This window comes from Bradyrhizobium sp. MOS003 (assembly GCF_003020125.1).
Classification (GTDB): domain Bacteria; phylum Pseudomonadota; class Alphaproteobacteria; order Rhizobiales; family Xanthobacteraceae; genus Bradyrhizobium.
Window position 1 is genome coordinate 145,867 of record NZ_PYFW01000005.1, and the last position, 16,933, is coordinate 162,799.

16 protein-coding genes are annotated in these 16,933 nt (G+C 63.8%); 6 read left to right on the forward strand and 10 right to left on the reverse strand.

Annotated features, from left to right (window positions below):
• Positions 1 to 131: 131 nt before the first annotated feature.
• Positions 132 to 1,577, forward strand: coding sequence for a helix-turn-helix domain-containing protein (locus tag C7G42_RS22840; RefSeq protein ID WP_106951197.1), 1,446 nt, complete (start codon positions 132 to 134; stop codon positions 1,575 to 1,577).
• A 183-nt stretch (positions 1,578 to 1,760) separates the two neighbouring features.
• Here C7G42_RS22840 and C7G42_RS35420 read toward each other — a convergent pair whose 3' ends face one another.
• Positions 1,761 to 2,054, reverse strand: a complete 294-nt coding sequence (locus tag C7G42_RS35420; RefSeq protein WP_045005289.1) for an antibiotic biosynthesis monooxygenase — start codon at positions 2,052 to 2,054, stop codon at positions 1,761 to 1,763.
• A 228-nt stretch (positions 2,055 to 2,282) separates the two neighbouring features.
• On the opposite strand from C7G42_RS35420, the gene C7G42_RS22850 reads away from it, so the two are divergent.
• Positions 2,283 to 3,086 carry a hypothetical protein gene (locus C7G42_RS22850; protein ID WP_106951198.1) on the forward strand — a complete coding sequence of 268 codons (804 nt, stop codon included), beginning with the start codon at positions 2,283 to 2,285 and terminating at the stop codon, positions 3,084 to 3,086.
• Between the two features lie 176 nt (positions 3,087 to 3,262).
• Positions 3,263 to 3,604, forward strand: a complete 342-nt coding sequence (locus C7G42_RS22855; RefSeq protein ID WP_106951199.1) for a hypothetical protein — start codon at positions 3,263 to 3,265, stop codon at positions 3,602 to 3,604.
• A gap of 57 nt (positions 3,605 to 3,661) precedes the next feature.
• On the opposite strand, the gene C7G42_RS22860 is transcribed toward C7G42_RS22855, so the two are convergent.
• Together C7G42_RS22860 and htpX are read right to left on the reverse strand one after the other, a co-directional pair.
• Positions 3,662 to 4,303 (reverse strand): tetratricopeptide repeat protein, encoded by a 642-nt coding sequence (locus C7G42_RS22860; RefSeq protein ID WP_106951200.1) that lies wholly within the window; start codon positions 4,301 to 4,303, stop codon positions 3,662 to 3,664.
• A 135-nt stretch (positions 4,304 to 4,438) separates the two neighbouring features.
• Entirely contained in the window at positions 4,439 to 5,386 is a 948-nt protein-coding gene (gene htpX / locus C7G42_RS22865; RefSeq protein ID WP_106951201.1) for a zinc metalloprotease HtpX, read from the reverse strand.
• 186 nt (positions 5,387 to 5,572) lie between these two features.
• Between htpX and C7G42_RS22870 the strand changes: the two genes are divergently transcribed.
• The 3 genes from C7G42_RS22870 to C7G42_RS22880 all read left to right on the forward strand — a co-directional run bounded on the left by C7G42_RS22870 (position 5,573) and on the right by C7G42_RS22880 (position 8,768).
• A complete protein-coding gene (locus C7G42_RS22870) occupies positions 5,573 to 6,874 on the forward strand; it encodes a lytic murein transglycosylase (protein ID WP_106951202.1) in 1,302 nt (433 codons plus the stop codon).
• Between the two features lie 109 nt (positions 6,875 to 6,983).
• On the forward strand, positions 6,984 to 7,487 hold the full coding sequence (locus C7G42_RS22875) for a DUF1993 domain-containing protein (RefSeq protein WP_106951203.1): 504 nt from the start codon (positions 6,984 to 6,986) through the stop codon (positions 7,485 to 7,487).
• A gap of 180 nt (positions 7,488 to 7,667) precedes the next feature.
• The gene (locus C7G42_RS22880) at positions 7,668 to 8,768 is read left to right on the forward strand and encodes an alkene reductase (protein WP_106951204.1); all 1,101 of its coding nucleotides are present in this window, start codon (positions 7,668 to 7,670) and stop codon (positions 8,766 to 8,768) included.
• Between the two features lie 189 nt (positions 8,769 to 8,957).
• Here C7G42_RS22880 and C7G42_RS22885 read toward each other — a convergent pair whose 3' ends face one another.
• From C7G42_RS22885 to glpD, 7 genes are all read right to left on the reverse strand, one after another.
• Positions 8,958 to 10,700 (reverse strand): ABC transporter substrate-binding protein, encoded by a 1,743-nt coding sequence (locus tag C7G42_RS22885; RefSeq protein ID WP_199581107.1) that lies wholly within the window; start codon positions 10,698 to 10,700, stop codon positions 8,958 to 8,960.
• A 130-nt stretch (positions 10,701 to 10,830) separates the two neighbouring features.
• Positions 10,831 to 11,160 (reverse strand): DUF2160 domain-containing protein, encoded by a 330-nt coding sequence (locus C7G42_RS22890; protein WP_106951206.1) that lies wholly within the window; start codon positions 11,158 to 11,160, stop codon positions 10,831 to 10,833.
• Positions 11,161 to 11,173: 13 nt separating this feature from the next.
• On the reverse strand, positions 11,174 to 11,980 hold the full coding sequence (locus tag C7G42_RS22895) for a carbohydrate ABC transporter permease (RefSeq protein ID WP_106951458.1): 807 nt from the start codon (positions 11,978 to 11,980) through the stop codon (positions 11,174 to 11,176).
• The gene (locus C7G42_RS22900) at positions 11,980 to 12,882 is read right to left on the reverse strand and encodes a carbohydrate ABC transporter permease (RefSeq protein ID WP_106951207.1); all 903 of its coding nucleotides are present in this window, start codon (positions 12,880 to 12,882) and stop codon (positions 11,980 to 11,982) included. The genes C7G42_RS22895 and C7G42_RS22900 overlap by 1 nt, the downstream gene beginning before the upstream one ends.
• Positions 12,882 to 13,967, reverse strand: a complete 1,086-nt coding sequence (locus C7G42_RS22905; protein WP_106951208.1) for an ABC transporter ATP-binding protein — start codon at positions 13,965 to 13,967, stop codon at positions 12,882 to 12,884. Before C7G42_RS22905 ends, C7G42_RS22900 begins: the two co-directional genes overlap by 1 nt.
• 12 nt (positions 13,968 to 13,979) lie before the next feature.
• Positions 13,980 to 15,119 carry an ABC transporter ATP-binding protein gene (locus tag C7G42_RS22910; protein WP_106951209.1) on the reverse strand — a complete coding sequence of 380 codons (1,140 nt, stop codon included), beginning with the start codon at positions 15,117 to 15,119 and terminating at the stop codon, positions 13,980 to 13,982.
• Positions 15,116 to 16,666, reverse strand: a complete 1,551-nt coding sequence (gene glpD / locus C7G42_RS22915; protein WP_106951210.1) for a glycerol-3-phosphate dehydrogenase — start codon at positions 16,664 to 16,666, stop codon at positions 15,116 to 15,118. The genes C7G42_RS22910 and glpD overlap by 4 nt, the downstream gene beginning before the upstream one ends.
• Positions 16,667 to 16,933: the final 267 nt, after the last annotated feature.

The window sequence follows — 16,933 nt, forward strand, 5'->3', positions numbered from 1 at the left end:
AGTTCGTATAGAGGCCTTGTAGTTGAATGGTGATGTCATGTAACATAAGAACATGTATTAGCTGTTATTTTGTAAATCTTGTAACAAATAGGGCAGCAAGTCTGTCCTTAATGTCGCTTGGAGACCCGAAAATGGCCGCCGAATCCGGGAAGAAGCTGTTCGTCGGTCCACGCTTCCGGAGGATCCGGCAGCAATTGGGGCTGTCACAGACCCAAATGGCCGAGGGGCTCGGGATCTCGCCGAGCTATGTCAACCTGATCGAACGCAACCAGCGTCCAGTGACCGCGCAGATCCTGCTGCGGCTGGCCGAAACCTACGACCTCGACCTGCGTGACCTCGCCACTGCAGACGAGGACCGCTTCTTCGCCGAGCTGAACGAAATCTTCTCCGATCCGCTGTTCCGCCAGATCGACGTACCCAAGCAGGAGCTGCGCGACCTCGCCGAGCTCTGCCCGGGCGTGACCCACGCGCTGCAGCGGCTCTACGCCGCCTATACCGAGGCGCGCCAGGGCGAGACGCTGGCGGCAGCGCAGATGGCCGACCGCGACGTCGGCACGCGCTATGAGGCCAATCCGGTCGAGCGCGTACGGGAGCTGATCGAGGCCAACCGCAACTATTTTCCGGAGCTGGAGCAGGCCGCAGAGGCTCTTCGCGATGAGCTGAACGTCCCGGCCGAGGGGCTCTACGCAGCGCTCGCGGCACGCTTACGTGAAAAGCATTCGATCCAGACCCGCGTCATGCCGGTCGACGTGATGCGCGAGACACTGCGGCGTTTCGATCGCCATCGCCGCCAGTTACTGATCTCCGAGCTGGTCGATCCGCCCGGCCGCGCCTTCCAGCTCGCCTTCCAGCTCGGCTTAGGGGAATGCGCGCAGGCCCTGGAGAGCATCATCGGCCGTGCCGGCCCGCTCGACGACACGCCGCGGCGTCTGTTCCGCATTACGCTCGCCAACTATTTTGCGGCGGCCGTGATGATGCCCTATCTGGCGTTCCTGGCCGCGGCCGAGGCCTTGAGCTACGATATCCATTTGCTGGCGCAGCGCTTCAATTCCGGCTTCGAGCAGGTCTGCCATCGCCTCACCACGCTGCAGCGGCCGAATGCGCGCGGAATTCCGTTCTTCCTGCTGCGCGTCGACAATGCCGGCAACGTCTCGAAGCGATTTTCCTCGGGCACGTTCCCGTTCTCGAAATTCGGCGGCACCTGCCCGCTTTGGAACGTGCACTCGACCTTCGACACGCCTGATCGCCTGCTCAAGCAGGTCATCGAGCTGTCCGACGGCACGCGCTATTTCTCGATCGCGCAGATGGTGCGCCGCCCCGTCGCACCGCATCCCCTGCCGCAGCCGCGCTTCGCCATCGGCCTGGGCTGCGAGATCCGCCACGCCTCACGCCTCGTCTACGCCGCCGGCATGGACCTCGAGAAGACCGAGGGCACTCCGATCGGCGTCAACTGCCGCCTCTGCGAGCGCGAAAACTGCGCCCAGCGCGCCGAGCCGCCGATCACGCGCACGCTGATTTTGGACGAGACGACGCGAAGGGTGTCGAGCTTCGCCTTCTCGAATGCACGGGAGCTGTGAGGAGCTGGAGTTCTCGTGTCCAGGACGCGCTGCAACTCACTTCGCGTTGCTGCGCAGAGCCGGGACCCAGCGAGCCACGCATGCTGCGCCGTGTGGGCCCCGGCTCTGCAGCGCACGGCCGAGGACGCGCTGTGCTGCGTCGGGGCACGAGAAACCGACATTGCAGCTCAAGCGGTCCAATCGCTACGCCAGCGTATGCACGATCACCGGCCCCGCAGCGGCACTCGCATGCCCGGCGAGCAACGACCCCAGATCCTTCTCGATCCAGGCGATCGCGCGCCGGTTCGCCTCCTCCGCCTGCTCGAACTTGTCGAAGATCGAGATCGCGGTGACCGTGTCGTCGCCGGCATAGACGACGTAATAGGCGCGGAAGCCGTCGACGTCACTGATGATCGGAACGGCGCCGTCCTTGATGCGGCGCGCCAGCTCCTCGGCGCTCCCGCTCTTTGCCTTGGCCTGACGGATGGCGGCATACATGAATTCCTCCTCCCGGCTATCGATGGGGGCTTTGTACCCGGACCGGATGTTACGCCGAAGCGCCGGGCCCGGATACCCTCCTTGGTTAACCCCGCCCTAATCCCCCGCCGCGATCTGCAACCAACGGTTAAGCACGCCTCAACATCGGTGCCTTAGTGTTGCCCCACTCACTTTTCGCAAACAACGGCGGCCTATCCTGCCGGGCGAAGTGACATCAGGGGGTTCATCATGCGCATTGCGTTGCTGCTGACCGCAACCATTGTCGGCGCGCTCTTCGCCAGTCCATCCCGAGCCGGCTCTCCCGAGACCGCCGGCACGGCCCAGCCATTGCCGCCCGGCTTCCAGAGCTACCGCGGCTACATGTTCGACCTGACGGAGAACTCCGACCGCAAGGACGTCGACAAGCTAACCGCGAATCTGAAGAGCCAGATCGACGTCGTCGAAAACGTCGGCCTCTCGCCGCGCGTGCTGCGCTTCTTCCACACCGTCCCGATCGTCGCCAGCGAGCTCGCCTGTCTCGACGAAGGCGCCGCGACCGCCTGTTACGGCAGGGTCACGCCCGACATCCAGCGCACCGCCCCCCGGACCCTGACGGTCTGGGACCCCAGCAAGCAGCGCTGGAGCAATCCGAATGCCGTCGACCTCGCGGTCGATTCCGGACTCGGCGTGATCATGCTGCGGCCGGACATGATGCGCTATGAGAAGGAAGCCGTGCTGCTGCACGAGCTGCTGCACGCCTATCATGCGCGCCTGTTGCCGGACGGCTACGCCAACAAGGGTGTGATCACCTACTTCGCCCTCGCCAAATCCAAGGATCTGCTGCCCAAGGAATCCTACGCGCTGAAGAATCCCATGGAGTTCTTTGCCGTGACCGCCAGCATCTTCCTGGCTGGAAAAAGCGAATTCCACGATCCGAAATCGCGCGAGACGCTCAAGGAGAAGATGCCGGACTATTACAAATATCTGGTCGGCGTGTTCGGCTTCGACCCGGAGCCGGCGGCGGCAAGCGGCCCGGTCGCCTCGCTGAAGTGAGGCAAACGTAGAACTGCCTTGGCGAGGTCAACCAAAGAGCCGCGCGAAATGCGCGGCTTTTTTTGTTTTGGTAACCGGAAGCTGCGGATGACGCCCGGCCGGGAATTGCCAAGGCGAGGCCCGATCTGCATAGTCCCGCCCGCATCGATACCGTTTTTCGAAGAGGATAGAACAACATGGCGGACGCCGACCTGGATGTCGTGATCCGGCAACTGGCCAGACAGCTGCATACGGGCCTGATGACCCGCGCCAAGGAGCGGCGGGATCGCTTCAACGGCCTGGCGGCCAAGGCCAAGAGCAAGGAGACCGGCGAGCGCTTCAAGATGATGGCCAAGGCCACCATGGAGCAGGCCACCGCCGCCGCCAAGCGCTTGCAGATGTCCGCCGACAACGTCGCCGACAGCTACGCGCGATCAATGCGGCTTGCCGCTAGCACGCCGATTGCGGTGAAGGCGGAGAAGAAGGCAAAGGACAAGCCGAAGAAGGCGACGAAGGCCAAAGCGAAGAAGGCGAAATAGTCGCCACCGGCGCCATTCACCTCTCCCGGTAAGAACCGCGAGAGGAGAGGCCCATTCTCATTGTCTCGGCGCGGCGATTTGGGTCGGCTCGATATTCGAAAGCTCGGCGAGCCTGGCACGTGCGACCTCGTGCGAGCGGCCGTCCTTGCCCGCCGGCAGCGCCAGCGCCGCCTCGAAATCGGCGCGCGCGTCGTCGGCCTGGCCACGGGCGAGAAACGCAAGGCCACGGTCGAGGCGGGCCTGCGCATCCGAGGGGTCGAGGCGGACCGCCGTGTTGTAGCTCAGGATGGCGCGATCGAGGTCGCCGGTGGCGGCGAGCGCGAGACCTCGCTGGTGATAGGGCGCCGCGAGCTTGGGATCATGCGCGATCGCCTCGTCATAGTCGGCGATGGCGAGCTCGAGGTCGCCGTTCAGCCGGCGCGCGAGCGCGCGGTCGCGATAGAGCGAGGCGCGGTTGGGATTGAGGTGAATGGCCTCGTCGAAATCGGCGGCCGCCCGCCTGAAGTCGCCATGGCGCAGCGCGATCCGTCCACGCCCCTCATAGGCAAAGGCGATCAGCGAACCGCGCAGCGGCGAGAAGCCGATCACGGCCGAGCAGATGTCGGGATCGTCCTCGTCGCCGCAATTGACGACCATGTGGGTGGACAGGCCGACAAGCACGCATAGGACGATCAGGAATGGTACGGCAGCTCTAGTCATCTTCGACGGTGACCGGCAGCGGGCCGGTCACTCATCCCCTTTCGAAGGAAGTGTTTCGCCCGGGTGTTAGCACCGGCTCCGACCATCCTGTGTGCGCCAGGTCACAAAGCCGGCCGCAAATTGCCGGCCTCCGTATCAGCCCCAGGGGCCGCGTGAAGGACCACGCGAGGACGAGCGTCCCCAGGGGCTGCGCGGCGGATAGTTCTCGTTGGCGCCGAGTGACGGCGCCGCCCGCGCGCCCAGCTCCGCCGCAAGCTGCTGAAGCGCCGCGATGCGGTTCTGCGTCGAGGGATGGGTGGCGAACAGATTGTCGACGCCATGGCCCGACAGCGGATTGATGATGAACATGTGCGCCGTCGCGGGGTTTCGCTCGGCCTCGGTATTCGTCACCTGATGCGCGGCCCCCTCGATCTTGACCAGCGCGGAAGCCAGCCACATCGGCTGCCCGGCAATGCGCGCACCGAGATTGTCTGCCGCATATTCGCGGGTGCGGCTGATCGCCATCTGCACCAGCATGGCGCCGAGCGGAGCGAGGATCATCATCAGGATCGAGCCGACGATGCCGAGACCATTGTTGTTCTCGCGATTGCCGCCGAAGAACATGCCGAATTGCGCCAGCATCGAGATCGCGCCGGCGATGGTCGCAGTGATCGTCATCAGCAGCGTGTCGTGATTCTTGATATGGGCGAGTTCGTGCGCGATCACGCCGGCGAGCTCCTCGCGGCTGAGCTGGCGCATCAGGCCAGTGGTGACGGCCACCGCGGCATTTTGCGGGTTTCGTCCGGTCGCGAACGCGTTCGGCTGTGCCTCGTCCATCAGGAACACACGCGGCATCGGCAAGCCCGCCCGGCCCGCGAGTTCCGCGACCAGCCCGACCAGCTCCGGCGCGGTCGAACGATCGACCTCATGGGCGCCGTACATCGAGAGCACCATGCGGTCGGAGTTCCAGTAGGTGAAAAGATTGGTCGCCGCGGCAATGACGAGTGCGATCATGGCACCGGAGGCGCCGCCGATCAGATAGCCGACGCCCATAAACAGGGCGGTGAGGCCTGCGAGCAGCATTGCGGTACGAAAATAGTTCATGGCCGTCTCCTGGACCGGCCGCAGCAGGCTGGAAGCGCCAGCAGGCCGGCAGTCATGAGGTAGGGATGACCCTGCCCCAGCTGCAAGGTTTCAAGGTGCGTCGCGGAGCCGCGGCACTGGTTTGCGCACCGTACTTCCATTAAACTTCGGTCAGAATCCAAGCGTCCCCTCCCCGCCGGAAACTTCATGCTCCAGACCCGACTTGCGATCGCGGCCGTTGCTTTCGCTGCGCTGTGCGCTCCCGCCTCTGCCCAGCTCATGCCGCCCCCCGCCAAGCCCGCTGCCCCCAAGGCAACCGCGCCCTCCCCCCGCGCCGCCTCATGCCACAATGGCGCGAGCTTCGATCGCTTCCTGGCCGATGTGAAGCAACAGGCTGTGGCCGCCGGCGTGTCGCAGCGGACGATCGCGGAGGCTTCGCCCTATCTCGTCTACGACCAGGGCATCGTCAACCGCGACCGCGGCCAGCGTGTGTTCGGCCAGCTCTTCACCGAATTCGCCGGCCGCATGGCGGCGCCCTATCGCATGCAGAATGGGCAGCAGCACATCAAGCAATACGCCGCCGCATTCTCGCGCGCGGAAAAGGAATATGGTGTGCCGCCGGCGGTGATCGCCGCGTTCTGGGGGCTGGAGAGCGACTTCGGCGCCAACATGGGCAATCTGCCGACGCTGAAATCGCTGGTGTCGCTCGCCTATGACTGCCGCCGCTCGGAGATGTTCGTGGGCGAGACCATCGCAGCGCTGAAGATCATCGACCGCGGCGATCTACATCCCGACGAGATGATCGGCTCCTGGGCCGGCGAGCTCGGCCAGACCCAGTTCCTGCCCGTGCATTACGTCAACTACGCCGTCGACTACGACGGCGACGGACGGCGCGACCTGTTGCGCTCGCCGGCCGACGTGATCGGCTCGACCGCGAACTACATCGCCAACGGCCTGAAGTGGCGGCGTGGCGAGCCGTGGCTGGAAGAGATCAAGGTGCCGCAAAACTTGCCGTGGGATAAGACCGATCTCACGGTGCGAGAGCCGCGCTCGACATGGGCGCAGTTAGGGGTGACTTATCCCGACGGCCGTCCCTTGCCGAACGACAATCTCGCGGCCTCCGTGCTGCTGCCGATGGGGCGCTTTGGCCCGGCCTTCATGGCCTATGCGAATTTCGCCGCCTACACCGAGTGGAATAACTCGCTGATCTATTCGACCACGGCGGGCTATCTCGCCTCGCGCATTGCGGGCGCCGCCCCCATGCGCAAGCCGGCCCAACCGGTGGCACAACTGCCGTTCCACGAGCTCAAGGAGTTGCAGCAGCTGCTGGTGCGCGCCGGCTTCAATGTCGGCAAGGTCGACGGCGTGCTGGGCCAGCAGAGCCGCGCCGCCGTCAAGGCGATGCAGATCAAGTATGGCCTGCCGGCCGATTCGTGGCCGACCGCCGAGCTACTGGCGCGCATGCGCGGCGGCACGGCGCAGGCGCAGCCGGCGGCGGCGGTGCGGTAGAACTTTCACCCCTCAGAAGCCGATTCCAAGATTGTATTTTTCCATGAGGCTCCCATGTGAGTGGCTCAGGTTTTCTCCTGAGATTCCCATCCATTCCAGCGAGCATCACATGTCCTTTTACGACGCCGTCGTTCCCGCGTACCTGCAAATGCTGAACAGCCTCACCGGCCTGCTCACCAAAGCCGAGGCGCATTGCGCGGCGAAAAAGATCGACCCGAGCGTGCTGCTCGGCTCCCGCCTGTTTCCGGACATGCTGCCGCTGTCAAAGCAGATCCAGCTCGTCAGCGATTTCGCCACCAAGGGCTGTGCACGGCTGACACATAGCGAGGTGCCGTCGAATCCCGACACCGAAAAGACCTTCGAAGAGTTGAAGCAGCGGCTGGCGAAGACCATCGACTATGTGAAGTCGTTCAAGCCCGAGCAGTTCGAGGGCGCCGAGACCAAGGACGTCACCTTCCCGTCCGGCCCCGACAAGACCACCACGATGAAGGGCCAGCAATTCCTCAGCGCGTTCTCGCTGCCGAACTTCTATTTCCATGCCGCGACCGCGCACGGCATCTTGCGCCACAACGGCGTCGAGATCGGCAAGCGCGATTTCCTGGGCGCGAACTGATTTTGGAAATCGCACGGCCGCGGCAGTCGGAATCAGCTGCCGCAGCCGGAATTGCACATGAATTATGCTACGCGGTCCCTGCCGCGTAGCTCGCCTGCACTTTCCGTATGGCTCATCTCTTGCGCTGGATGCCGCGATGCACAAGTGTTCGTGACCTCTCACCGCCTGGAAGCATTTCCCATGAGCCGTTCGACCAAATTGTTTGAGACCTACAAGCTCGGCCCGATCACGCTGGCCAATCGCCTCGTAATGGCTCCGCTGACGCGCAACCGCGCCGTGCCCGGCACATTCGTGCCCGGCGCGCTTGCGGCCGACTATTACGGCCAGCGCGCCTCCGCAGGCCTCCTGATCACCGAAGCAAGCCAAGTATCTCAACAGGGCCAGGGTTACCAGGACACGCCCGGCATCTATTCCAAGGACCAGGTCGCCGGCTGGCGCAAGGTCACCGACCGCGTCCATGAGCGCGGCGGCAAGATCTACATCCAGCTCTGGCACGTCGGCCGCATCTCGCATGTCGATCTGCAGGCGGGTGGCGCAGCCCCGGTCGCGCCGAGCGCGATCCGCGCCAAGGGCAAGACCTTCGTTAACGGCGGCTTCGCCGACGTCTCCGAGCCCCGCGCGCTCGAGCTCTCCGAAATTCCTGAAATCATCGACGATTTCAAGCGCGCCACGAAGAACGCGCTGGAGGCCGGCTTCGACGGCGTTGAGATCCATGGCGCCAACGGCTATCTGCTCGAGCAGTTCGCCAAGGATGGCACCAACAAGCGCACCGACGCCTATGGCGGCTCCATCGAAAACCGCGCGAAGCTGATGCTGGAGGTCTCCAAGGCCGTCGCGGCCGAGGCCGGCGCCGACCGCACCGGTATCCGCATATCGCCGGTGACACCGGCCAACGACATCTCGGATTCCAACCCGCAGGCGCTGTACGACCACATCGTCGATGGCCTGGCCGCGCTCAAGCTGGTCTATCTCCACGTCGTCGAGGGCGCCACGGGCGGGCCGCGCGACATCGCGCCGTTCGACTATGCGAGCTTGCGCAAGCGCTTCGCCGGCGCCTATGTCGCCAACAACGGCTATGATTTCGATCTCGCCACCAAGGTCCTCGACGCCAATGCGGCCGACCTCATCGCCTTTGGAAAGCCGTTCATCTCCAACCCCGATCTGGTCGAGCGGCTGAAGGCGGGTGCGCCGCTGAACGACTGGGACAAGAACACGTTCTACGGCGGCGGCGCCAAAGGTTACACGGATTACCCGACGCTGGCGGCACAGCCGGCGGAGTAAGCCTGCGCTGCTTCATCCTCCATCATTGCGAGGAGCGAAGCGACGAAGCAATCCAGATTGCCTCTGCGGAAAGACTCTGGATTGCTTCGCTTCGCTCGCAATGACGATGTGGCGGCAGTTGTCCTCCAACGAAAGAAAAAAGGCCGGGATCGCTCCCGGCCTTTCGCATTTTATGGCCTTAAGCGCCGTCTACTTCGCTTCCGCCCGCTTCGGGGGCTGGGCCGGCCACGACTTGATCAGGGTGTCGTAATCGACCGTCTCGCCCTTCGGCTTCTCGTTGGCGAGCTTGCGCTGGGGCGCGATGGTGCCGTCCTTCTCGGCCTTCGCGTACCAGTATTCCGGCTTCTCCTTCTTGTGGAGCTTCGGGCCGCAGGCGCCCTGAACGTTGGACTTCTCCAGGCGCTCCATGACGGAGTCCTGAGCGGCCGCAAGAGCATCCATCGCGGCCTGCGGCGTCTTCGCACCGGACGACGCATCGCCGATGTTCTGCCACCACAGCTGCGCGAGCTTCGGATAGTCGGGCACGTTGTTGCCGGTCGGGGTCCACTGCACGCGCGCGGGCGAGCGGTAGAACTCGATCAAGCCGCCGAGCTTCGGAGCGCGCTCGGTGAACGACTTGTCCCAGATGTCGGATTCACGGATGAAGGTGAGACCGACATGGCTCTTCTTCAGGCTCACCGATTTGGAGACGATGAACTGCAGATAGAGCCAGGCCGCCTTGCGGCGGTCAGCCGGGGTCGACTTCAAGAGCGTGAGCGAGCCGGCGTCCTGGTAGCCGAGCTTCATGCCTTCCTTCCAGTACGCGCCGTGCGGCGACGGAGCCATACGCCATTTCGGCGTACCGTCCGCGTTCATCACGGCGATGCCCGGCTTAACCATGTCGGCGGTGAAGGCGGTGTACCAGAACATCTGCTGGGCGATATTGCCCTGCGCCGGCACCGGACCCGACTCGGAGAAGGTCATGCCCTGGGCCTGCGGCGGAGCGTACTTCTTCATCCACTCGAGGTACTTGGTGATCGAGTAGACCGCGGCCGGACCATTGGTGTCGCCACCACGCTCTACCGAGGAGCCGACCGGACGGCAGCCTTCCATGCGGATGCCCCACTCGTCGACCGGCAGACCGTTCGGAATGCCCTTGTCGCCGTTGCCGGCCATCGACAGCCAGGCGTCGGTGAAGCGCCATCCGAGCGAGGGGTCTTTCTTGCCATAGTCCATATGGCCGTAGACCTTGACGCCGTTGATCTCCTTGATGTCGTTGGTGAAGAACTCGGCGATGTCCTCATAGGCCGACCAGTTCACGGGCACGCCGAGCTCATAGCCATACTTGGCCTTGAACTTGGCCTTGTAGTCGGGGTTGGTGAACCAGTCGTAGCGGAACCAATAAAGGTTCGCGAACTGCTGGTCCGGCAACTGATAGAGCTTGCCGTCCGGCGCGGTGCCGAACGACTTGCCGATGAAGTCGTTGACGTCCAGCATGGGGTCGGTGACGTCCTTGCCCTCGCCGGTCATGTAGTCCGACAGCGCGACGGTCTGGCCGTAGCGGAAGTGCGTGCCGATCAGGTCGCTATCGTTGATCCAGCCGTCATAGACGTTCTTGCCCGACTGCATCTGGGTCTGCAGCTTCTCGACGACGTCACCTTCCTGGATGAGGTCGTGCTTGAGCTTGACCCCGGTGAGTTCGGAGAACGCTTTCGCCAGCGTCTGCGCCTCGTATTCGTGGGTCGTGATCGTCTCGGAGACGACGTTGATCTCCATGCCCTTGAACGGTTCGGCAGCCTTGGCGAACCACTCCAGTTCCTTCTTCTGGTCTTCCTTCGACAGCGTCGAGGGTTGGAATTCCGCAATCCACTTCTGGATCGCGGCGTCGTCGGCGGCGCGGACCGGCGCCGAGACGGCGAACGACACCGCAATAAGCGCGGCGGCGCTGGACATGGTCAGCAAGTTATTCTTGATCAATGGACGTTCCCTTCTCCTAAACTGTCGCATGTTGTTCCTCCGTTGCAGCGACAAACTTTTATACAGACCCGGATTTCCCCCGGGTCTGGCCGTTCCTTCGCGAGCGTCAGACCGTGCGGAAAATGAGCACGGCCGTGGCCAGCGAAATCCCTGATGCGAGCCACAGGCTCGAAATCTCAAAACCTTCCTCGCCAATCGGCAGCGTAGCGACCGCATCGGTGCCGACGAGGCCGATCCAGAGCAGATGAATCACGGCCGCCGTGATCAGCGAGATGAACAGGCGGTCGCCGCGCGTGGTGGGGATGCGCAGCACACCGACGCGCTCGGCTTCGGGATAGACCGCGGCAAGGTAAGTCATGGCCGCGAGCGTGCAGGCGAGCGCGGCGAAGAAGATCGCCGTCGGCAGCGTCCAGGCCATCCATGCGATCGATTCCATGAGAGCCTCCCTTTCAGACGCGACCGAGCGCGAAACCGCTCGCAATGTAATTGCGGACGAACCAGATCACGAGCGCGCCCGGAATGATGGTGAGCACGCCGGCGGCAGCCAACAGGCCCCAGTCCATGCCGGCCGCCGACACCGTGCGCGTCATGATCGCGGCGATCGGCTTGGCCGACACCGAAGTCAGCGTGCGCGCGAGCAGCAACTCGACCCACGAGAACATGAAGCAGAAGAAGGCGGCAACGCCGATGCCGCTCGCGATCAGCGGCACCAGGATCTTGATGAAGAAGCGCGGAAACGAATAACCATCGAGGAAGGCGGTCTCGTCGATCTCGCGCGGTACACCGGAGACGAAGCCTTCGAGAATCCACACCGCCAAGGGCACGTTGAAGATGCAATGCGCGAGCGCCACCGCCCAGGGCGTATCGAACAGCCCGATCGCCGAATAGAGGTTGAAGAACGGCAGCGCATAGACCGCCGCCGGCGCCATGCGGTTCGACAACAGCCAGAAGAACAGGTGCTTGTCGCCAAGGAAGCGGTACCGCGAGAACGCGTAAGCCGCCGGCAGCGCCACCGAGATCGAGATGATGGTGTTGAGAACGACGTATTCCAGCGAGTTGATGTAGCCGGAATACCAGCTCTCGTCGGTGAAGATGCGCTTGTAATGCTGCAGCGTCGGCGTGTGTGGCCACAGCGTCATCGACGAGACGATCTCGGCGTTGGTCTTGAAGCTCATGTTGACGAGCCAGTAGATCGGCAACAGCAGGAAGATCAGGAACAGCGCCATGATGAGGCGGCGGCCGGGAATCGAGTGCATCACACGGCTCCTTCCTGCTGCTTCCGCTCGGAGCCCGCATTGGTCATGACGGTGTAGAAGATCCAGCAGACGATCAGGATGATGAGGTTATAGACCAGCGAGAGCGCCGCGGCCTTGCCGAGGTCGAACTGGCCGAGCGCGATCTTGACCAGCTCGATCGACACGAAGGTCGTGGAGTTGCCGGGCCCGCCGCCGGTGACGACGAACGGCTCGGTATAGATCATGAAGCTGTCCATGAAGCGCAGCAGCACCGCGATCAGCAACACGCGGTTCATCTTGGGCAGCTGGATCGCCTTGAACACGGCCCAGCGCGAGGCGCCGTCGATTTGCGCCGCCTGATAATAGGCCTCGGGGATCGACTTCAAGCCGGCATAACAGAGCAGCGCGACGAGGCTGGTCCAGTGCCAGACGTCCATCACGATGACGGTGACCCAGGCATCGATGTCGTTGGAGACGTAATTATAATCGAGACCGATGTGGTTGAGGACATAGCCCATCAGACCGATATCGGGACGGCCAAAGATCTGCCAGATCGTGCCGACCACGTTCCACGGAATCAGCAACGGCAGTGCGAGGATCACGAGGCAGGCCGCGACCGTCCAGCCCTGGCGCGGCATCGACAGCGCGATGACGATGCCGAGCGGGACTTCAATGGCGAGGATCACCAGCGAGAAGAACAAATTGCGGCCGAGCGAGGCGAGGAAGCGACCGCCGAGGTCGGTCGAGGGATCGAGCAGCTCCTTGAACCAGCCGACGCCGTTCCAGAAGAACTGGTTGTTGCCGAAGGTATCCTGCATCGAATAGTTCACCACCGTCATCAGCGGCAGCACCGCCGAGAAGGCGACGACCAGGAACACCGGCAGCACCAGGAACCAGGCTTTTTGGTTGACGGTCTTGTCCATCAGGCGGTTCCCTCCACCAGAAGGCTGTCGGCATAGACGTGGACGTACGACGGATCGAATTTCAGCCCGGCCGCGCCGTCCGGGCTGGTGAAGCCGGCCGGCGCACGCGCGGCGAGTTTTGCATCGCCGAGACGCGCACGCGCAAAACGGATGCGGCCGAGATCGTCGATGCGCTCGATCTTCGCCGTAAGCAGACCGGGCGCAGGCGCGACGACCTCGACGAATTCGGGGCGCACGCCGATCTCGACCTTCGCGCCCGCCGGCAGAGCGTCATAGCTGCGGTTCAGCGCGATGACGTGGCCGCCGATCCTGGCCTCGCGGCCCCTGACCTCGGCCGGAATGATGTTCATGCCGGGCGAGCCGATGAAATAGCCGACGAAGGTGTGCGCCGGCTTGTCGAACAGCTCGGCCGGCGTGCCGCTCTGCACCACGCGGCCGTCATGCATGACGACGACCGTGTCGGCGAAGGTCAGCGCCTCAGTCTGGTCGTGGGTGACGTAGATCATCGTCAGGTCGAGCTCGCGATGCAGGGCCTTCAGCTTGGAGCGCAGCTGCCATTTCAGTTCGGGATCGATCACGGTCAGCGGCTCGTCGAACAGCACGGCGGCGACGTCGGAGCGGACGAGACCACGGCCGAGCGAGATCTTCTGCTTGGCGTCGGCCGTGAGCCGCGTCGCCTTGCGGTTCAGATAGGGTTCGAGGTCGAGCAGGCGGCCGATCTCGGCGACGCGCTTGTCGATCTCGGCCTTCGGCACGCCGCGGTTCTTCAGCGGAAACGCCAGGTTCTGCCCCACCGTCATGGTGTCGTAGATCACCGGGAATTGGAACACCTGGGCGATGTTGCGCTTCTGGGTTGACAGCGGTGTGATGTCCTCGCCGTCGAACAGGATTTTCCCCCGCGACGGCGTGATGATGCCGGAGATGACGTTCAAGAGCGTGGTCTTGCCGCAGCCTGACGGCCCCAGCAGCGCGTAGGCGCCGCCCTGCCGCCAGGTCATGGTCACCGGCTTCAGCGCAAAGCTCTCCTGCGGCGAGTCGTTGCCGCCGTAGGAGTGGGCGAGATCGACGAGGTCAATGCGGGCCATGTCGCATCTCCCTCACGAGCTTTTATTGGTTGACGCGTTTTCTTCACGCGAACCGCTACGCGCTTCGCTTGAAAACGCTATGCTTGGAGCCGCGACCAGACGGTCGGCGGCATCGAAGACGAAAACGTCGTTGGGATCGAGCACGGCGTCGAGCATCTGGCCGGGCTCGAACTCGTGCACGCCGTGCAGCACCGCCACCCAATTCGATCCGTCGCGGGTCAGATGCACGAAGCTCTCCGAACCGGTGATCTCGGTCACCGTGACCGTGGCATGGAAGGCGTGCCGGTCGGTCTCGCCATTGGCGAGCGCGAGCTGATGGGCGCGAAAGCCGACGCGATAGGCGCCGTCGGCCAGCGATGAATAGAGGCCGGACGCCGGTGCGGCGATGCCTCCCGCATATTGCACGGAGTCGTTTTTCTTCTCGATACCGACGAGGTTGAGCGGCGGATCAGAAAACACCTGCGCGACGCGCAGCGTCTGCGGCCGGCGATAGACCTTGGGCGTCTCGCCGATCTGCAGCGCCTGGCCCTCCCACATGCAGACCGTGTTCCCCCCCAGAAGCAGCGCTTCGGTCGGCTCGGTTGTGGCATAGACGAAAATCGCGCCGGACGCTTCGAAGATGCGCGGCAGCTCGGTGCGCAGCTCCTCGCGCAGCTTGTAGTCGAGATTGGCGAGCGGCTCGTCGAGCAGCACGAGGTCGGCGCCCTTCACCAACGCGCGCGCCATCGCGGTGCGCTGCTGCTGGCCGCCGGAGAGCTGAAGCGGCGTTCTCTTAAGGAACGGCTCGAGTCGCAGCAGCCTTGCGGCCTCCGCCACGCGCGTCTCGATCTCGTCACGCGGCTTGCCCTGCACGCGCAGCGGCGATGCAATGTTCTCATAGACCGTCAGCGAGGGATAATTGATGAACTGCTGATAGACCATCGCGACCGAACGCTTGCGCACGTCGACGCCGGTGACGTCCTTGCCGTTCACCAGCACCTTGCCCGATGTCGGCTTGTCGAGCCCGGCGAGCAGCCGCATGATCGAGGTCTTGCCCGACAGCGTCGGCCCGAGCAGCACGTTGAGCGTGCCGCTCTCGAGCGTCAGCGAGACGTCGCGGATGTGCTGGACACCGTCGACGGTCCGGGTCACGTGATCGAGTGTCACGGTCATGAGCGTCCTCCCGCTTCCAGCAGGGGACTTTGCGGCACAGCATGGGTTGCAATCCAGTCGTCAAGCGCAGCGATCTCGTCGGCAGATAGTCGCAGGCCGAGCTTGGAACGGCGCCAGACGATGTCCTCGGCGGTCATGGCCCATTCATTGGCCATGAGGTAGCGGACCTCGCGCTCGGTCAGCGTCGCACCAAAGGCCTGGCCGAGATCGGCCGACGATTTGGCATCGCCGAGCAGCTTGATGGCCTTGGTGCCATAGGCTCGCGCGAGCCGCCTGGCGTGCTCGTGGCTGAGGAAGGGATAGCCGCGCTGCACCTCGGCGATCAGGCCATCGATGTCGGACACATTCATGTCGCCGCCGGGCAGCGGCGATTTCCCGGTCCAGCCCTCCCGCGCTTTTGCGCTGCGAAGATAGGGCGCGAGCCGCTCAAGCGCCTCCTCGGCGAGGCGGCGATAGGTGGTGATCTTGCCGCCATAGATCGACAGCAGCGGTACCCCGCCGGGCGTGTCGAGCTCGAAAACGTAGTCCCGCGTCGCGGCCTTGGCTTCGCTAGCGCCGTCGTCATAAAGCGGCCGCACACCCGAATAGGTCCAGACCACGTCGTCCGGCGTCACGGGCTTCGCCAGATATTCGCTCGCCGCGGTGCAGAGATACTGGATCTCCTCCGGCGTCGCCTTCACCTTGGCGGGATCGCCGTCATAATCGCGGTCGGTGGTGCCGATCAGGGTGAAGTCGTCCTGGTACGGGATCACGAAGATGATGCGGCCGTCGGCGTTCTGGAACATGTAAGCGCGGTCGTGGTCGTAGAGCTTCCTGACCACGATGTGCGAGCCCTGCACCAGGCGCACCTTGGCTTTCGCATTAACGCCGGCGCCGCGGCCGAGCACGTCCTCGACCCAGGGGCCGCCGGCATTGACCAGAGCCTTTGCCTGGATCTCCGACCGCTCACCGGTCAGCGTGTTGACCATGCTCACGGTCCAGAGACCGTCGGACTGCTTGATATCCGTTGCACGGGTGCGGGTGCGGATCTCAGCGCCCTTGTCGGCGGCATCGCGCGCATTGAGAACGACGAGGCGGGCGTCGTCGACGAAGCAGTCGGAATATTCGAAGGCGCGGGAATAGCGGTTCGGGATCAGCGGCTTGCCGACCTCGTCACGCCGGAGATCGACGGAGCGGGTCGCGGGCAGCAAATGACGGCCGCCGATGTGATCATAGAGGAACAGGCCGAGACGCAGCAGCCAGGCCGGGCGCAGGCCGGCGTGATGCGGCAATACGAAACGCAGGGGGCGGATGATGTGGGGCCCGATGCCCCAGAGGATCTCGCGCTCGATCAGCGCCTCGCGAACCAGGCGGAACTCGTAATATTCGAGATAGCGCAGTCCGCCATGGACCAGCTTGGTCGACCAGGACGACGTCCCGCTCGCCAAGTCGTTCATTTCGCACAGGAAAACCGTGTTTCCGCGGCCTACCGCGTCGCGCGCGATGCCACAGCCATTAACACCGCCTCCAATGATGGCGAGGTCGAAAATCCGCTCCAACAGACGCATCCCCCGGCGACCGCCCGTTCCGTCGGGCGGCTACTTTCGTTTATGATTAGATCACACCGAAAAACGAAAGCAAGACGAAAGAGAGGAGGAAAGAAATGAAAGCAGAACTTTTTGGCGGGCAATACGATGCAGGAATGGGCAGCTGAATCTAGTAGTCAGCTGAAGGCCTCGGCGGCGTGGTGTTGCTGAAAGACAGCCAACTTCGCATGGCGCTTGCCGGCAGGGCATGCGAATGATCCGCCGGTGCCTGCGGTTCCGCGGATGGAT